The organism is Klebsiella sp. M041 (genome assembly GCF_059759695.1).
This window is the reverse complement of the sequence record NZ_JCAXWU010000038.1, coordinates 1-17,012: the sequence shown is the minus strand read 5'-3', so window position 1 is coordinate 17,012 and position 17,012 is coordinate 1. Positions and strand designations below refer to the sequence as shown.

Annotated in this window: 15 protein-coding genes and 1 pseudogene; 11 read left to right on the top strand and 5 right to left on the bottom strand. The window is 62.0% G+C overall.

Annotation, left to right across the window (positions count from 1 at the left end; genetic code table 11):
* Window positions 1-228 precede the first annotated feature (228 nt).
* A complete protein-coding gene (gene fepB, locus AC6CWS_RS25835) occupies window positions 229-1,188 on the bottom strand; it encodes a Fe2+-enterobactin ABC transporter substrate-binding protein (RefSeq protein ID WP_032455076.1) in 960 nt (319 codons plus the stop codon).
* A gap of 188 nt (window positions 1,189-1,376) precedes the next feature.
* Here fepB and entC point away from each other — a divergent pair, with 188 nt between their 5' ends.
* From entC to AC6CWS_RS25800, 7 genes are all read left to right on the top strand, one after another.
* On the top strand, window positions 1,377-2,552 hold the full coding sequence (gene entC / locus AC6CWS_RS25830) for an isochorismate synthase EntC (RefSeq protein WP_140599618.1): 1,176 nt from the start codon (window positions 1,377-1,379) through the stop codon (window positions 2,550-2,552).
* Between the two features lie 9 nt (window positions 2,553-2,561).
* Entirely contained in the window at window positions 2,562-4,169 is a 1,608-nt protein-coding gene (gene entE, locus AC6CWS_RS25825) for a (2,3-dihydroxybenzoyl)adenylate synthase EntE (RefSeq protein WP_065882561.1), read from the top strand.
* A gap of 13 nt (window positions 4,170-4,182) precedes the next feature.
* Entirely contained in the window at window positions 4,183-5,034 is an 852-nt protein-coding gene (entB, locus tag AC6CWS_RS25820) for an enterobactin biosynthesis bifunctional isochorismatase/aryl carrier protein EntB (protein ID WP_065882560.1), read from the top strand.
* 8 nt (window positions 5,035-5,042) lie between these two features.
* Window positions 5,043-5,789, top strand: coding sequence for a 2,3-dihydro-2,3-dihydroxybenzoate dehydrogenase EntA (gene entA, locus AC6CWS_RS25815; protein ID WP_101995074.1), 747 nt, complete (start codon window positions 5,043-5,045; stop codon window positions 5,787-5,789).
* Window positions 5,790-6,203, top strand: coding sequence for a proofreading thioesterase EntH (gene entH / locus AC6CWS_RS25810; protein ID WP_023288788.1), 414 nt, complete (start codon window positions 5,790-5,792; stop codon window positions 6,201-6,203).
* Window positions 6,204-6,614: 411 nt separating this feature from the next.
* Window positions 6,615-8,720 carry a pyruvate/proton symporter CstA gene (gene cstA, locus AC6CWS_RS25805; RefSeq protein ID WP_023288789.1) on the top strand — a complete coding sequence of 702 codons (2,106 nt, stop codon included), beginning with the start codon at window positions 6,615-6,617 and terminating at the stop codon, window positions 8,718-8,720.
* 60 nt (window positions 8,721-8,780) lie between these two features.
* The gene (locus tag AC6CWS_RS25800; RefSeq protein ID WP_023288790.1) at window positions 8,781-8,978 is read left to right on the top strand and encodes a YbdD/YjiX family protein; all 198 of its coding nucleotides are present in this window, start codon (window positions 8,781-8,783) and stop codon (window positions 8,976-8,978) included.
* On the opposite strand, the gene AC6CWS_RS25795 is transcribed toward AC6CWS_RS25800, so the two are convergent.
* From AC6CWS_RS25795 to AC6CWS_RS25780, 4 genes and pseudogenes are all read right to left on the bottom strand, one after another.
* The gene (locus AC6CWS_RS25795; protein WP_032455082.1) at window positions 8,975-9,379 is read right to left on the bottom strand and encodes a helix-turn-helix domain-containing protein; all 405 of its coding nucleotides are present in this window, start codon (window positions 9,377-9,379) and stop codon (window positions 8,975-8,977) included. The genes AC6CWS_RS25800 and AC6CWS_RS25795 overlap by 4 nt on opposite strands.
* Window positions 9,354-9,437 (bottom strand): annotated as a pseudogene (locus AC6CWS_RS25790) (type II toxin-antitoxin system RelE family toxin); the annotation flags it as partial. The pseudogene AC6CWS_RS25790 and the gene AC6CWS_RS25795, both read right to left, overlap by 26 nt.
* Before the next feature lie 232 nt (window positions 9,438-9,669).
* The gene (locus tag AC6CWS_RS25785) at window positions 9,670-10,413 is read right to left on the bottom strand and encodes an SDR family NAD(P)-dependent oxidoreductase (RefSeq protein ID WP_023288792.1); all 744 of its coding nucleotides are present in this window, start codon (window positions 10,411-10,413) and stop codon (window positions 9,670-9,672) included.
* A gap of 57 nt (window positions 10,414-10,470) precedes the next feature.
* Window positions 10,471-11,559, bottom strand: coding sequence for an oxidoreductase (locus AC6CWS_RS25780; RefSeq protein ID WP_023288793.1), 1,089 nt, complete (start codon window positions 11,557-11,559; stop codon window positions 10,471-10,473).
* A gap of 163 nt (window positions 11,560-11,722) precedes the next feature.
* Between AC6CWS_RS25780 and AC6CWS_RS25775 the strand changes: the two genes are divergently transcribed.
* The 4 genes from AC6CWS_RS25775 to AC6CWS_RS25760 all read left to right on the top strand — a co-directional run bounded on the left by AC6CWS_RS25775 (window position 11,723) and on the right by AC6CWS_RS25760 (window position 16,664).
* A complete protein-coding gene (locus AC6CWS_RS25775) occupies window positions 11,723-13,225 on the top strand; it encodes a sugar ABC transporter ATP-binding protein (RefSeq protein WP_048334369.1) in 1,503 nt (500 codons plus the stop codon).
* Window positions 13,222-14,220, top strand: a complete 999-nt coding sequence (locus AC6CWS_RS25770; RefSeq protein ID WP_044521561.1) for an ABC transporter permease — start codon at window positions 13,222-13,224, stop codon at window positions 14,218-14,220. The genes AC6CWS_RS25775 and AC6CWS_RS25770 overlap by 4 nt, the downstream gene beginning before the upstream one ends.
* Window positions 14,221-14,240: 20 nt before the next feature.
* On the top strand, window positions 14,241-15,305 hold the full coding sequence (locus tag AC6CWS_RS25765) for a sugar ABC transporter substrate-binding protein (RefSeq protein WP_065882558.1): 1,065 nt from the start codon (window positions 14,241-14,243) through the stop codon (window positions 15,303-15,305).
* A gap of 117 nt (window positions 15,306-15,422) precedes the next feature.
* A complete protein-coding gene (locus AC6CWS_RS25760; protein ID WP_048297023.1) occupies window positions 15,423-16,664 on the top strand; it encodes an LVIVD repeat-containing protein in 1,242 nt (413 codons plus the stop codon).
* Window positions 16,665-17,012: the final 348 nt, after the last annotated feature.

Sequence of the window (17,012 nt, the reverse complement as noted above, 5' to 3'; positions counted from 1 at the left end):
CCGGGCCGAAGGTCTGGCCTGGAGGGCGCAAGCATTGTAGGCCGGTGCAAGCGTAGCGCCGCCCGGCAATGTGTTCCGACCGCGTACCCGTCCTGATGCCCGGTGGCGGCTACGCCTTACCGGGCCTGGGGTCTGGCCTGGAGGGCGCAAGCATTGTAGGCCGGGCAAGCGCAGCGCCGCCCGGCAAAGCGTTCAGGCTGCGTTCCCGTCCCGATGGCACGGCCCGCGTTAGCCGAACAGGCTGGAGAGACGCTGGAGCACCAGCAGGGCGCTGTAGTAGTCAAGACGGAAGGTCTCGGTGCCCAGCGGGTAAACGCGTTTGCCTTCGACCGCCGGGAGATGCGCCAGCAGCGGGTTGGCGTAAATGGCATCGACATCTTTCTGGTCGCCGGCGAACAGGAACAGGCTCTGGCCGTTCAGACCGGCGGCCAGGTTCTCCCCGCCCAGCTGCACGATATCGTGGCGTTTGCCTTGACTATGGCTGGCGGGCAGGCCGCCCGGCAGCGTCGCCAGGCTAAAGCCCAGCTGTTCGAGCATCTGCCCCTGGGCCGATTCCGGCGTCCAGATATTGGCGCTGTGCGCGGCGGCGGTATAGACGAGGGCGGTGACCGGCTGCGGCGGCAGCTTCATTTTTTCTTTTAACGAAACGAGCTGTTTATTGAAGTCGGCGATGCGCGCGCTGGCCTGTTGCTCATGGCCGGTGATCTGTCCCAACTGGGTAAGCAGCGTTTGCCAGCTTTTATCGTCATAGTTGATGACCAGCGTCGGGGCGATCGTTTTGAGCTGATCGTACAGCGGCAGGGCGGAGTCGCCGCCGGTGGCGCTCACCAGGATCAGATCTGGCATCTGGGCGGCCACCGCTTCCGCGCTCGGTTCGCCGATGTACAGCCGCGTCAGCTTGCGGGCTTTGGCGACCTCACTCCACTGGCGCAGAAAGCCCTGGCTATCGGCCACGCGGTTGTTCGGGGTGGTGGCGCCGCTGGCGACCACCGGGGCGTCGATCGCCAGCAGCGAGCCGGTGAGGGTCACGCTGGTGGAGACAATGCGCAGCGGCTGGCTCGGCAGGGTGTGCGTCCCGTAGCTGTCGGTGACCTGGCGCGGCCAGTCCGCCGCCTGGGCTGAGGTAATTCCTAAAAACAACAGCATCCCGGCCAGCGCACCGCGGCGGTAAAAAGAAGAGAAGTTCACGTCATCGCATCCTGATTCGAAGGGTAATAAATGCGTCTCATTTTCAACTTTGCGCCGACAGGATGCAAGCCAAAGTGGCGGCGCGATGACGTAACGCGGTTGACATGACGGGCAATACCTTTTAGGTTAGCCAACCAAAATACAAATGATAATTATTCGTAATATATTTATCGTTTTTGGAGGATGATATGGAAACGTCACTGGCTGAGGATGTACAGAAATCTACCCGGACCTTGTCGCCGGACAGCTTCTTCTTTATGTCGCCGTACCGCAGTTTTAGCACCTCAGGCTGCTTCCGCCGCTTCTCAGCGCCCGCCGACGGCGGCGATGCGCTGAATGGCGAGTTCCAGCAGCAGATGGCCGCCGCCTTTGCCGAGGCCCGGGCGGCGGGGATCCGCAAGCCAGTGATGGTTGGGGCCATCCCGTTCGACACCTGTCAGCCTTCCGAGCTCTATATCCCGGAGCGCTGGGAAGCGTTCTCGCGCCCGGAAAAACAGCGTTCCGCCCGCTATGCCGCGCCGCTGGAGGCGATGGAGGTGGTGGAGCGCCGGGAGATCCCGGAACAGGATGCGTTTTTAGCCATGGTGGAACGCGCCGCCGCGCTGACCGCCACGCCGGAAGTGGACAAAGTGGTGCTATCACGACTTATCGATATCATCACCCGCGATCCTGTCGATAGCGGCGCCCTGATGGAGCGACTGATCGCCCAGAACCCCGCCAGCTTCAACTTCCATGTGCCGCTCTCCGACGGCGGCGTGCTGCTGGGCGCCAGCCCGGAGCTGCTGCTGCGTAAAGAAGGACCGCACTTCAGCTCGCTGCCGCTGGCCGGCTCCGCCCGCCGCCAGCCGGACGATGTGCTGGACCGCGAAGCGGGCAACAGGCTGCTGGCGTCCGGCAAAGATCGCCACGAGCACGAACTGGTGACCCAGGCGATGAAGAGCGTGCTGGGCCCGCGCAGCAGCCAGCTGTCGCTGCCGGCATCGCCGCAGCTGATCACCACCCCGACGCTCTGGCATCTGGCGACGCCGATCGAGGGCACGGCGCTGGCGGAAGAAAACGCCATGTCGCTGGCCTGCCTGCTGCACCCGACTCCGGCGCTGAGCGGCTTCCCGCACCAGGCGGCGAAGCGCCTGATTGCCGACCTGGAACCCTTCGACCGCCAGCTGTTCGGCGGTATCGTCGGCTGGTGTGACGATGAAGGCAACGGCGAATGGGTGGTGACCATCCGCTGCGCGCGTCTGCAGCAGCGTACGCTGCGCCTGTTTGCCGGCGCGGGCATCGTTCCGGCCTCCTCGCCGCTGGGCGAATGGCGCGAAACCGGCGTCAAACTGACCACCATGCTTAACGTATTTGGCTTGAATTAAGAGGCAAGGATGATTGCATTTACCCGTTGGCCGGATGAGTTCGCGGCCCGCTATCGCCAAAAAGGCTACTGGCAGGATCTGCCATTAACCAATCTGATCACCCGTCACGCGGAAAACGACGCCGTGGCGATTATCGATGGCGATCGACACATTAGCTACCGCCAGTTTAACCAGCGGGTGGACAACCTTGCCTGCTCTCTGCAGCGTCAGGGACTGAAGCGCGGGGAAACCGCGCTGGTGCAGCTGGGCAACGTCGCCGAGTTTTACATCACCTTCTTCGCGCTGCTGCGCATCGGCGTCGCGCCGGTGAACGCGTTGTTCAGCCACCAGCGCAGCGAGCTTAACGCCTACGCCGCGCAGATTAAACCGGCGCTGCTGATCGCCGACCGCGAGCACGCGCTGTTTGCCGACGATAGCTTTCTTCACGCGTTTATCGCTGAACATCCTTCCCTGCGCGTGGCGCTGCTGCGTAACGACGGCGGCGAGCGCGATCTGGCGACGGAGATTAACCACCCGGCGGATAACTTTATCGCTAACCCAACCCCTGCCGACGAAGTGGCCTTTTTCCAGCTCTCCGGCGGCAGCACCGGGACGCCGAAGCTGATCCCGCGTACCCATAACGATTACGACTACAGTATCCGCCGCAGCAACGAGATCTGCGGGATTAACGCTGAGACGCGCTACCTCAACGCGCTGCCGGCGGCGCATAACTATGCGATGAGCTCCCCGGGGTCGCTGGGCGTTTTCCTCGCCGGCGGGCGGGTGATCCTCGCCGCCGACCCCAGCGCCACCCTCTGTTTCCCGCTGATTGAAAAACATCAGATCAACGTCGCCTCGCTGGTGCCGCCGGCGGTCAGCCTGTGGCTGCAGGCGATCCATGAATGGGGCGGCAATGCCCAGCTGCAGTCGCTGCAGCTGCTGCAGGTCGGCGGCGCGCGCCTGTCGGCGACCCTTGCCGCGCGCATCCCGGCGGAAATTGGCTGCCAGCTGCAGCAGGTGTTCGGCATGGCGGAGGGGCTGGTGAATTACACCCGCCTTAACGACAGCCCTGAGCGGATTATTCATACCCAGGGCTGCCCGATGTGCCCGGACGATGAAGTGTGGGTGGCGGATGCCGACGGCAACCCGCTGCCGCGCGGCGAAGTGGGCCGCCTGATGACCCGCGGGCCGTACACCTTCCGCGGCTACTACAACAGCCCGCAGCATAACGCGGAAGCCTTTGACGCCGACGGGTTTTACTGTTCCGGCGATCTGATATCGATCGATGAAGACGGGTATATCACCGTCCAGGGCCGGGAAAAAGACCAGATCAACCGCGGCGGCGAGAAGATCGCCGCCGAAGAGATCGAAAACCTGCTGCTGCGCCATGAGGCGGTGATCCACGCCGCGCTGGTCAGTATTGAGGACAACCTGCTGGGCGAGAAGAGCTGCGCTTACCTGGTGGCGACCTCGCCGCTGCGCGCCGTCGCGGTGCGCCGCTTCCTGCGCGAGCAGGGGGTGGCTGAATTTAAACTGCCAGACCGCGTGGAGTGCGTTGCCGCGCTGCCGCTGACGCCGGTGGGCAAAGTCGATAAGAAACAATTACGTCAGTGGCTGGCCGAAGGCAAGCTGGGCTGAAGGAGAACAGAAAATGGCAATCCCTAAATTACAGGCTTACGCGCTGCCGGAAGCCAGCGATATCCCGGCGAACAAAGTCAGCTGGGCCTTTGAGCCTTCCCGCGCCGCGTTGCTGATCCACGATATGCAGGAGTATTTCCTCAATTTCTGGGGCGAAAACAGCGCGATGATGGAGAAAGTGGTGGCCAATATCGCCGCCCTGCGCGACTTCTGCAAACAGAACGGCATTCCGGTGTACTACACCGCCCAGCCGAAAGAGCAGAGCGACGAAGATCGCGCGCTGCTGAATGATATGTGGGGGCCGGGGCTGACCCGTTCGCCGGAGCAGCAGCAGGTGATTGCCGCCCTGGCGCCGGATGAAGGCGACACCGTGCTGGTGAAATGGCGCTACAGCGCGTTTCATCGCTCGCCGCTGGAGGCGATGCTGAAGGAGAGCGGCCGCGACCAGCTGATCATCACCGGCGTGTATGCCCATATCGGCTGCATGACCACCGCCACCGACGCCTTTATGCGCGATATCAAACCGTTCTTTGTCGCCGACGCGCTGGCGGACTTCAGCCGCGAAGAGCACCTGATGGCGCTGAAATACGTCGCCGGCCGCTCCGGCCGCGTGGTGATGACCGAAGCGCTGTTGCCGCTGCCGGCCTCCAAAGCGGCGCTGCGCGCGCTGATCCTGCCGCTGCTCGACGAATCCGACGAACCGCTGGATGATGAAAATCTGATCGACTACGGTCTGGATTCGGTGCGGATGATGGCCCTGGCCGCCCGCTGGCGCAAAGTGCACGGCGATATCGACTTCGTGATGCTGGCGAAAAACCCGACCATCGACGCCTGGTGGGCGCTGCTTTCCCGCGAGGTGCGATAATGGCGGCGCTGGATTTTCGCGGTCAGACCGTGTGGGTGACCGGCGCAGGTAAAGGGATCGGTTATGCCACCGCGCTGGCTTTTGTGGAGGCCGGCGCCAACGTCATCGGTTTCGACCTCGCCTTTGACGGCGAACGCTACCCGTTTGCGACCGAAACGCTGGACGTCGCCGATGCCGACCGGGTGCGCGAGGTGTGCAGCCGCCTGTTGGCGAACACCGAGCGGTTAGACGTGCTGGTGAACGCCGCCGGGATCCTGCGCATGGGCGCCACCGACCAGCTAAGCGCGGAAGACTGGCAGCAGACCTTCGCGGTCAACGTCGGCGGGGCGTTCAACCTGTTTCAGCAGACGATGGCCCAGTTCCGTCGCCAGCGGGGCGGGGCCATCGTCACCGTCGCCTCCGATGCCGCGCACACGCCGCGCATCGGCATGAGCGCCTATGGCGCCTCGAAGGCGGCGCTGAAAAGCCTGGCGCTGACCGTCGGCCTTGAGCTGGCGGGCAGCGGGGTGCGCTGTAATCTGGTCTCGCCGGGCTCTACCGATACCGATATGCAGCGCACACTGTGGGTCAGTGACGATGCGGAGCAGCAACGGATCCGCGGTTTCGGCGAGCAGTTTAAGCTCGGCATCCCGCTGGGTAAAATTGCCCGCCCGCAGGAGATTGCGAATACCATTCTGTTCCTCGCCTCTGCTCATGCCAGCCATATCACCCTGCAGGATATCGTGGTGGACGGCGGCTCGACGCTGGGGGCGTAAATGGCCTGGAAACGAGCGCTCACGCTGGCGGCGCTGAACGCCAGCAGCGAAAACACCCTGGTGGCGCATCTGGGGATCGTCTACACCCGGCTGGAGGCGGGGCTGTTGGAGGCGGAGATGCCGGTGGATGCCCGCACCCATCAGCCGTTTGGCCTGCTGCACGGCGGCGCTTCAGCGGCGCTGGCGGAGACGCTGGGGTCGATGGCCGGCTGGCTGATGACCGACGAGGGGCAGTGCGTGGTCGGCACCGAGCTGAACGCCACCCATCACCGGGCGGTCTCCAGCGGGAAAGTGCGCGGCGAGTGCCGCCCGCTGCATCTTGGCCGGCAGAGCCAGAGCTGGGAGATTGTGGTGTATGACGAGAAGGGGCGGCGCTGCTGCACCTGTCGTCTGGGCACCGCGGTGCTGGGCTAAGTAGCCACGCTTTCCCCGGCTTGCGCTGCGCTGAGCCGGGCTACGTATCGGCGCAATGGGTAGCCCGGATAAGGCGCAGCGCGCCGCCATCCGGGAATATCCCTGCTCGGCTGTACTTAGCAGGGCTACGGTTTCTGGGTCAGGAAGCCGCTGTTTCCCCGGCTTGCGCTGCGCTTAGCCGGACTACGGATCTGTAGGTCGGGTAAGGCGTTAGCCGCCACCCGACAAACAAACGGCACCGTTCACGATAATCCTTTCATTCATTTTCCTGCCTTAAGTGATCTCGCTAGCAATGTGAGACAAATCTCTGTGGGTGGACGGCATCTGCGCTGTTTCGATGTTGTTAAATTCTGCGTTGTGTTCTAGAAACAAACTGTAACATCCTGATTACCCTACCGGTGGACCACAACAATGAATAATTCAGGGAAATACCTTATCTGGGCACTGCTCTCCGTGATCGGAGCCTTTGCCCTCGGCTACATTGCTTTAAACCGGGGTGAGCAGATCAACGCGCTGTGGATTGTCGTCGCGGCAGTCTGCGTTTATCTGATCGCGTATCGTTTTTACGGCCTGTATATCGCCAAAACCGTGCTCGGCGTCGACCCGACGCGTATGACGCCCGCGGTGCGGCATAACGATGGCCTCGACTATGTCCCGACTGACAAAAAAGTGCTGTTCGGTCACCATTTTGCCGCCATCGCCGGCGCGGGGCCGTTGGTGGGCCCGGTGCTCGCCGCGCAGATGGGCTATCTGCCGGGGATGATCTGGATCCTCGCCGGCGTAGTGCTGGCTGGGGCGGTGCAGGACTTTATGGTGCTGTTCGTTTCCACCCGGCGCGACGGCCGTTCGCTGGGCGAGCTGGTGAAAGAGGAGATGGGGGCGACCGCCGGGGTGATTGCCCTGGTGGCGACCTTTATGATCATGGTGATCATCCTCGCGGTGCTGGCGATGATCGTGGTGAAAGCGCTGACCCACAGCCCGTGGGGAACCTATACCGTGGCCTTTACCATTCCGCTGGCGCTGTTTATGGGGATCTATATTCGCTATCTGCGCCCGGGGCGCATTGGCGAAGTGTCGGTGATTGGGCTGGTATTGCTGGTATTCGCCATTATCTCCGGCGGCTGGGTAGCGGAAAGCCCGACCTGGGCGCCGTTCTTTGACTTTACCGGCGTCCAACTCACCTGGATGCTGGTGGGCTACGGCTTTGTCGCCGCAGTGCTGCCGGTCTGGCTGCTGCTCGCCCCGCGCGACTACCTCTCCACCTTCCTGAAAATCGGCACTATCGTCGGTCTGGCGATCGGCATTCTGATTATGCGTCCGACCCTGACCATGCCGGCGCTGACCAAATTTATCGACGGCACTGGCCCGGTATGGACTGGCAACCTGTTCCCGTTCCTGTTTATCACCATCGCTTGCGGCGCGGTGTCGGGCTTCCACGCCCTGATTGCCTCCGGTACCACGCCGAAGATGCTGGCGAATGAAAATCAGGCCTGCTTTATCGGCTACGGCGGCATGCTGATGGAATCCTTCGTGGCGATTATGGCGCTGGTGGCCGCCTGTATCATTGACCCGGGCGTCTACTTCGCGATGAACAGCCCGATGGCGGTGCTGGCGCCGGCGGGAACCACCGATGTGGTGGCGTCGGCGGCGCAGGTGGTGAGCGGTTGGGGCTTTGCGATTACCCCGGAAACGTTGACGCATATCGCCAATGAGGTGGGCGAGCAGTCCATCATCTCCCGCGCCGGCGGGGCGCCTACGCTGGCGGTGGGCATGGCCTACATTCTCCACGGCGCGCTGGGCGGGTTGATGGACGTTTCGTTCTGGTACCACTTCGCCATTCTGTTTGAAGCGCTGTTTATCCTGACGGCGGTGGATGCCGGCACCCGTGCGGCGCGCTTTATGCTGCAGGATCTGCTGGGGGTGATCTCTCCGAACCTGAAGCGTACTGACTCGTTACCGGCTAACCTGCTGGCGACGGCGCTGTGCGTGCTGGCGTGGGGCTACTTCCTCCATCAGGGAGTGGTCGATCCGCTGGGCGGCATTAACACCCTGTGGCCGCTGTTCGGTATCGCCAACCAGATGCTGGCGGGGATGGCGCTGATGCTCTGCGCAGTGGTGCTGTTCAAGATGAAACGTCAGCGCTATGCGTGGGTGGCGCTGGTGCCGACGGCCTGGCTGCTGATCTGTACCCTCACCGCCGGCTGGCAGAAGGCCTTCAGCCCGGACAATAAAGTGGGCTTCCTGGCGATTGCCAACAAGTTCCAGGCGATGATCGACAGCGGCAAAATCCCGGCGCAGTACACCGAGTCGCAGCTGGCACAGCTGGTGTTTAACAACCGTCTCGATGCCGGGCTGACCATCTTCTTTATGATCGTGGTGGTGGTGCTGGCGCTGTTCTCGATTAAAACCGCGCTGGCGGCGCTGAAAGAGAATAAACCGACGGCGAAAGAGACACCGTATGAGCCAATGCCTGAAAACCTGGACGCGATAGTGACCCAGGCGAAAGGGGCGCATTAACCTGTGTGCCGGGTGGCGGCTTCGCCTTACCCGGCGTACTTTTTCTGTGAGATCAGAATTATGTTCGACACCCTTTCCAAAGCAGGTAAGTACCTGGGCCAGGCCGCCAAAATGATGATCGGCGTGCCGGATTACGACAACTACGTCGAGCACATGCGCGTCAACCATCCGGATCAGACGCCAATGACCTACGAAGCATTTTTCCGCGAACGCCAGGACGCCCGCTACGGCGGCAAGGGCGGGGCGAAGTGCTGTTAACCCTCTTTCGGCAGATAGAGGCTGATCTGCTCCTGCTTACAGCCGTAGAGCGCCGCCAGCTTCTCGCGGGTGCGCTTCTGCGGACGAGAGTCCAGCGCTTCCAGCTGTGACACGGCGGACTGGCTGATGCCGAGCTTTTCGGCGACCTCCTGCTGGGACATCCCGCGCAGGATGCGCCACGCAGCCTGCAGGCTGACGTTTTCTTTATGCATCACGTCGCATACTTCGCCTGGCAGCATGACGTTATCATAGATGTCTGATTCATAAGGAATATCTTCCCAGTCGCTTTCATCCTCGTCGTCGTACTCCAGCAGAGCCAGGCGCATACGAAAGTAATCACTGTAAGGAATGACGACATACTGGTCTTTTCCTTCTTCATCCTTGATGTACTGAATAGTCATATTCGGCATGCTCCTCATGCAGGTAGGTGGTGGTGGTTCGGCGTTTAACCGCCACTATCGATTTTAGAAAATGGCTTATCTGCCGTTTTTGACCAGACAATCTTCATCTGTACCTCCACTGTACGACCACACAAAATATAAGGAAATAATAAGACTATTAGATAAATTCCGAATTTCTTATGGGGTAGGGTAGAGCGGAGAAAAAACGCAGGTAAGCGGCAAAACGCAACCCGTCGAGGCGGCTCGAAAAGGCCTCTGCCGGGCGACAGAGGCTTGCAGAAAATGTGCGATCAGGCGTTCAAACCGCCATCCACGTCCAGCCCGGTGCCGGAGATCTGCCCGGCGGCCGGGCTGGCGAGGAAGGTGACCGCCGCGGCGATGTCTTCCGGCTGGCCGTAGTGACCTAACGCAATAAGTTGACGCTGGGCATCGGCCTGCTCGCCGTCTTCCGGGTTCATATCGCTGTTGGTCGGGCCGGGATGGACGAGGTTAACGGTGATCCCGCGGGGGCCTAAATCGCGCGCCAGGCCGCGGGTAAGGGAGTTGAGGGCGGACTTGGTCATCGAGTAAACCGCGATGCCCGGCTGCGCCACGCGGTTAGCCAGACAGCTGCCGATGTTGATGATGCGCCCGCCGTCTGACATATGCACCAGCGCCTCCTGGATGGCGATAACCACCCCACGAATATTGACGTTGATAAGCGCGTCGATGTCCGCCAGCGTCATGGACTCCAGCGGGCCGCCGCGCGCGATCCCGGCGTTGTTGACCAGAATGTCCAGCCCGCCGAGGGAACGCGCCGCATGGGTGACGGCATCCTGAATCGCCTGCGCGCTGGCGCTGTCGGCCTGCACTGCTTCACCGTGCCGGCCCAGCGCTTTTATTTCGTCGGCGACCGCCTGGGCTTTATCGGCCGATTTTTCATACGTAATAACCACATCGGCGCCGGCGCGCGCCAGCGACAGGGCGATAGCCCGACCCAACCCACGGCTGGCGCCGGTAACCAGCGCCTTCTTACCTGTTAAATCGATCTGCATGATGACCTCGTTGCGAGAGTGGTGAGAATCATCATTAGGTATAGACGGTCGGGGTGATTAACGGCTGAAGTATTCCACCTTCTCAAACGCCGCGCGCAGAACCTCAGGGGTTAACGTCACCGGTAAATAGTGAATCGACTCGCCCGGGCGCAGGGTATGGGCAATGACCCGGTCAAGTTCTGCGCGGTTAGTGATATCGACCTCCAGCGCCGCCAGCGTCGCCGGCAGGTTAAAGCGCTGCCAGGCCTGCACCAGCTGCGCCAGGACCTCATCCTGACCGAGCAGGGCGCTTTGCACCAGAATGCCGTAGGCCACCTTGGTGCCGTGGAGGAATTTATCCGTCTGCGGCAGCACCGTCAGCCCGTTATGCACCGCGTGGGCGGCGGCGACCCGGGTGTAACGTTCCCCCAGCCCGCCAACCATCCCGCCGCCGGCGATAACCGCATCCACCACATCGCGAAACGCCTGGGTCAGCTCGCCGCGGCGCTGGTCCGCTAGCGCCGTTTCGCTGCTGGCCAGCAGCACGTCGCGGATCGCCAGCGCGCCGTTAATCCCCAGCCGCACGGTGAGCGGCAGCGCCTCCGGCTGCGGCGCCAGCACCACTGCCTCATACCATTTGGCTAAGGTGTCGCCAATGCCCGCCAGCAGGTACTCCGCCGGGGCGTTGAGAATGATGCGCGGCTCGACCAGCACCAGGAAATTCGCGTCATCGAAGATCTCAAAATTCAGGGCCTGTCCGGCGTCGCTGTACCACACCGACAGCGGCGTCCATGCCGCGCAGGTGGCGGCGATGGTCGGGATGGCCACCAGCGGAACCCCCAGGCGGCGGGCCAGCACTTTCGCGCTGTCGAGCAGCGCGCCGCCGCCTACGCCAATCACTACCGCCCGATCGTCACCTGAGGCCTGCGCCAGCGCCGCCACATCGCGTTCGCTGCAGTGGCCGGTAAAGCGGATCTTTTTTGCCTCCGGCAGGTGGAAGGCCGCCGGCAGAAAAGGTTCGGCGCCGGCCAGGGCGCGCTCGCCATAGACCCACACCGCCCGCGATAGCTGGTCGGCGTTAAAAAAATCGCTTAGCCGCTGAAGGCTGCCAGGGTGGGAGAAATAGTTGGCCGGGCCGGGCACGACGCGGATCTCGCTGTTGCTCATGAAAGCTGTCCTTATAGGTGTTGGGCTAACCTGATGTTATGTCTGGACATCCAGATGGCTAATATTATTTCGTTGTATCTTATGCTTTTTACGCAGTTGTCAGCCAGCGGCGGCTATGAAAAATTCGTTAAATCAGAAGATTAATTGCCGCACGGGAGCAGTGATGAGCGCGAATCGCCTTGAGATGCATAACATTAGCCTGGCCTTCTCCGGCTTTCAGGCGCTGAACAAGGTGGCCTTCACCCTTCATGGCGGGTCGGTGCATGCCCTGACCGGCGCCAACGGCGCGGGTAAGTCGACGCTGATGGCGGTGCTGTGCGGCACCCACGCCCATTATCAGGGCGAAGTGACGATCAATAACCAGCCGGTCACTATTCGTTCGCCGCGGGATGCCAAACAGCTGGGGATCCACCTGGTGCAGCAGGAGGTGGACGTGGCGCTGGTGCCGGGCATGAGCATTGCCGAAAACATCATGCTGGACAGGCTGGCGGAGCCGGGGACGACCTTCCGCTGGTCGCGGGTTCGGCAGCTGGCGCGCGAGGCGCTGGCGCAGCTGGACGTGGCGCTGGACGTCAGGCGCTCTATTGACAGCTGCACGCTCGCCGAAAAACAGCAGATCCTGCTGGCCCGCGCCCTGTCGCACCATTGCCGCTTTCTGATCCTCGATGAACCCACCGCGCCGCTGGATCAGCATGAAAGCGAACGCCTGTTTGCGGTGGTACGCCGTCTGCAGCAGCAGGGGATCGGGGTGGTGTTTATTTCGCACCGCATCCACGAGCTGAAGGCGATCTGCGACACCCTGACGGTGCTGCGCGACGGGCGTCTGATTGAGAGCGGCCCGATGGCGCCGCTGAGCGGGGAACAGATTGTCGAAAAGATGCTGGGCCACGAGCTGAGCGATATCTTCCCGCCGCCGCGTCCGCCGCACGGTGAAGAAGTGCTGCTGCAGGTGGAAGGACTGCACGATGAGGCGCTGCTGCAGGATATCTCGCTGCGCCTGCGTAAGGGGGAAATTCTGGGGATCGCCGGGCTGGCCGGGGCGGGCAAAACCGAGCTGTGCAAAGCGCTGTTCGGCGCCAGCAAAAGCCGGGTGCAGCGCGGCGAGCTGAACGGCCAGCCGTGGCGGCCGCGGGATCCCGCCGACTCGGTGGGGCGCGGCCTGGCGCTGGTCCCGGAGGAGCGGCGCAAAGAGGGCATTTTCATCGAAGAGCCGATCGCGATGAACCTGGCGGTCAGCGCCGATAACCACTTTTCGCGCTGGAGCCTGTTCGGCCATCGCCACGCCTGGCGCTGGGCGGAGGAGGTGATAGCCCGCCTCGGCGTGCGCGCTACCGGTCCCGGTCAGACGCTGCGCCGTCTGTCCGGCGGCAATCAGCAGAAGGTGGCCATTGGCAAATGGTTGCGCGGCGATGCCAACGTTTTGATTTTTGACGAACCGACCAAAGGGGTCGATGTGAAAGCGAAAACCGATCTGTTCATGCTGATCGATGGTCTGGCGCGGGAAGGCAAAGGGGTGATTTATGCCTCGGGTGAATTCGCCGAGCTGGTCGGTTTATGCGACCGCATCTGCGTACTATGGGACGGACGGATCGTGGCGGAGATCCCCGGCGCGGAAGCCCGGGAAGAGACACTGCTTTATTATTCAACCGGAGGAGCGGCAGCGTGAGCAAGGCCCTGGCAGTGAACGCGACGGTATCGGGCCGTCAGCGATTTTTTGATTTTCTCTATAAGTGGGGCATGTTGCTGACCGTGGTGCTGCTGGTGGCGGTCTTTGGCTTCGCCTCGGACAACTTCCTTGACCCGTTCAACATCATCAACATTCTGCGCTCGATAGCCATCGTGACGGTGATTGCCATTGGGGTGTCGATTTCCCTCACCATCGGCGGCTTCGATCTTTCCGTCGGATCGACGGCGTCGCTGGCCAACGCCCTGGTGATCTCCCTGTTTGTCTGGCACGGCCTGGGGACCACCGAAGCCATCCTGATCACCCTCGCGCTTTGCACCCTGGTGGGGCTGTTTAACGCCTTTCTGATCGTGGTGCTGCGCATCCCCGACATGCTCGCCACCCTGGCCAGCCTGTTTGTGATTCAGGGGGTGGCAATGACATACAGCTACGGCGGGTCGATTACCGAAAACATGGTGCTGCCGAGCGGCGAAATGGCGGAAGGCACCCTCCCGGCGGCGTTTGGCGCGCTGGGCCAGGTGCCGACCATCGTCATCATCATGCTGGTGGTGACGCTGGTCGCCCAGCTGGCGCTGTCGTTCACCACCCACGGCCGGCGGATGTACGCCATCGGCGGCAACCCGGAGGCGGCGCGGCTCTCCGGCCTGCGGATCACGCGTTATAAAGTGGCGGCGTACGTGATTGCCTCGCTGCTGGCCGGGCTCGGCGGCATTCTGCTGGCCTCGCGTATCGGATCGTCGCAGGTTAACGCCGGCGGCGGCTATCTGATGGACGCGGTGGCGGCGGCCTGGATCGGCTTTTCGCTGGCCGGCTCCGGCAAACCGAACGCCCTGGGGACGCTGGTGGGGGCGGTGATCCTCGGCGTGCTCTCCAACGGGCTGGTGATGCTCTCGGTGCCGTATTACGCGATGGACATTATTAAAGGGCTGGTACTGGCTGGCGCGCTGGCACTGACCTATTTTCAGCGCCGTACTTAACATTTCACAGGGTAAACCGCATGAAAAAGATCGCACTCTCTCTCATTACGCTGGGTCTGCTGCAGTCGACGGCGGCGCTGGCCACCGCCCCGACGCCGGTGCCGGCGGCCATTGCCGAACACAACGGCCCGATCCGCATTGCAGTGATCCGCAACCTGGGGTCTGACGATAACACCACCCAGTTTGTCGCCGGGGCGCTGCAGGAAGGCAAAAAGCTCGGTTTCAAAATCAGTACCTTCCTGAGCAACGGCGATGACGCCAAATTCCAGGACTTCGTCAACCAGGCGATCAGCCAGAAATACGACGGCATTATTCTCTCCCAGGGGCGTGACCCCTATTCGACGGCCCTGGTGAAGAAGGTGGTGGACGCCGGGATCAAAGTGGCGGTGTTCGATACCGCGGTGAGCGGCGAGATCCCCGGCGTGACGGTCAGCCAGCAGGATGACGCCTCACTGACCGATCTCTCCTTTGGCCAGCTGGTGAAAGACTTCAACGGCAAAGCCAATATCGTCAAGCTTTGGGTGGCGGGTTTCCCGCCAATGGAGCGCCGTCAGGCGGCTTACCAGACGCTGCTGAAGCAAAATCCGGGGATTAAAGAGCTGGAGTCGATCGGCGCCGTTTCGTCCGATGTGCAGGGCGATACCGCTAACAAGGTGGGGGCGATCCTCGCCAAATATCCGAAAGGGAAAATCGACGCTATCTGGGGCACCTGGGATGCCTTTAGCCAGGGGGCCTATAAGGCGCTGAAAGAGAACGGCCGCACCGAGATCAAACTCTACAGTATTGATATTTCCAACCAGGATCTGCAGCTGATGCGCGAAGCCGGTAGCCCGTGGAAGGTGAGCGTGGCGGTGGATCCGAAGCTTATCGGCGCGACCAACGTGCGGCTGATCGCCAATAAGATCGCCGGCGAACCGACGCCGGCCACCTACGACTTCAAGGCGGCGGCGATCCCGCAGGCGCTGCTGGCGGCCCAGCCGGGGGCGGTGAACGTGGCCACGCTGGGGAAAATCATTCCGGGCTGGGGCCAGACTGAAGACTTTATCGCGCCGTGGTTTGCGACGCTGGAAGCGAAAAACAAATAAAACGAAGCCGGGTGGCGGCGGGGGCGGCCTGTTGCCCTTTCCCACAGGGAGAGGGGGAAAACCAACAGCGCCCGTAGGCCCGGTAAGCGCAGCGCCACCGGGCGAAAGGAATTCCCTATGTCAGCATTACCTTCCCCAGAATACAGCCGCAATATGCGGCTGATCGGCCATAGCGACCAGGGCGGTCGTCCGGACGGCGTCCAGCTGATGGTGCATCGCGGATTCGCCTATATTGGCCATATGGTGTCGCAGGGTTTTTCCGTGGTCGATGTGCGCGATCCGACCCGGCCCACCACGGTCAACTATATTGCCGCACCGCCGGGCACCTGGAACGTGCACCTCCAGGCGCATGACGATCTGCTGCTGGTGATCAACGCCCGGGATCTGTTTGCCGACGCCCGTTTTGCCGATGAGAAGGTGTACTACACCCGCTCGGTGGGTGACACGGTCAGCGATGTGCAGGACAAAGGCTGGAGCGCCGGGCTGCGCGTGTTTGATATCTCCACGCCGGATAAGCCGCGTGAAATTGGCTTTCTGTCGCTGAGCGGTATCGGCATTCACCGCATCTGGTACGTCGGCGGCCGCTGGGCGTATGTGTCCGCGCTGATCGACGGTTTTACCGACTACATCTTCCTGACCATCGATCTGGCCGATCCGCGTAAACCGCAGGTTGCCGGGCGCTGGTGGTTGCCGGGGATGCACCAGGCGGGCGGTGAAACACCGGACTGGCCGCAGGGTAAACGCTATGCGCTGCACCACGCCATTATTGCCGGGGATACCGCCTACGGCAGCTGGCGCGACGGCGGCCTGACGCTGCTGGATGTCAAAGACCGTACCCAGCCGACGCTGATCAGCCATCGCAACTGGAGCCCGCCGTTCGGCGGCGGAACGCATACCGCGCTGCCGCTGCCGGATCGCGATCTGCTGGTGGTGCTGGATGAAGCGGTGCTCGACAATCAGGAGGACGGCGAGAAGCTGATCTGGCTGTTTGATATTCGCGAGCCGGCGAACCCGGTAAGTATCTCAACTTTCCCACAGCCTGATGAAATCGACTATGTGGCGAAAGGGGCGCACTTCGGGCCGCATAACCTGCATGAGAACCGGCCGGGGAGCTTTGTCAGCTCAACGCTTATCTTCGCCACCTATCAGAATGCCGGCGTGCGGGCGTACGATATTTCCAACCCGTATCGTCCGCTGGAGACCGGGGCGCTGGTGCCGGCTGCTCCTGAGAGGATGATGGATACCCGTCCCGGCCGCCCGCGGGTGATCCAGTCCTGCGATGTGTTTGTCGATGCGCAGGGCATTATCTACAGCACCGATTACAACGGCGGGCTGTCGGTGATTGAGTATCTGGGGTGAGGACAAGGTCAACGCAAAAAGGCAATGACAATTGCCTTTTTCTGGCTGATGACAAACCTGTTTCGTTATTGTGCTCGCATGTCTGCCGGGTGGCGGCTTTCGCCTTACCCGGCCTACAAAAGACTGCAATATCAAACCGTCATGCGGTTATCTGTAGGCCCGCGCAAGCGCAGCGCCGCCGGGCAATCCCTGAAGATTGCACTTTTTAGGCTTTGCTCCCTCTTCCAGGGGAGAGGTCTGGGGTGAGGGCAAGGTCAACGCAAAATTGTGCTCGCATGTCTGCCGGGTGGCGGCTTTCGCCTTACCCGGCCTACAAAAGACTGCAATATCAAACCGTCATGCGGTTAT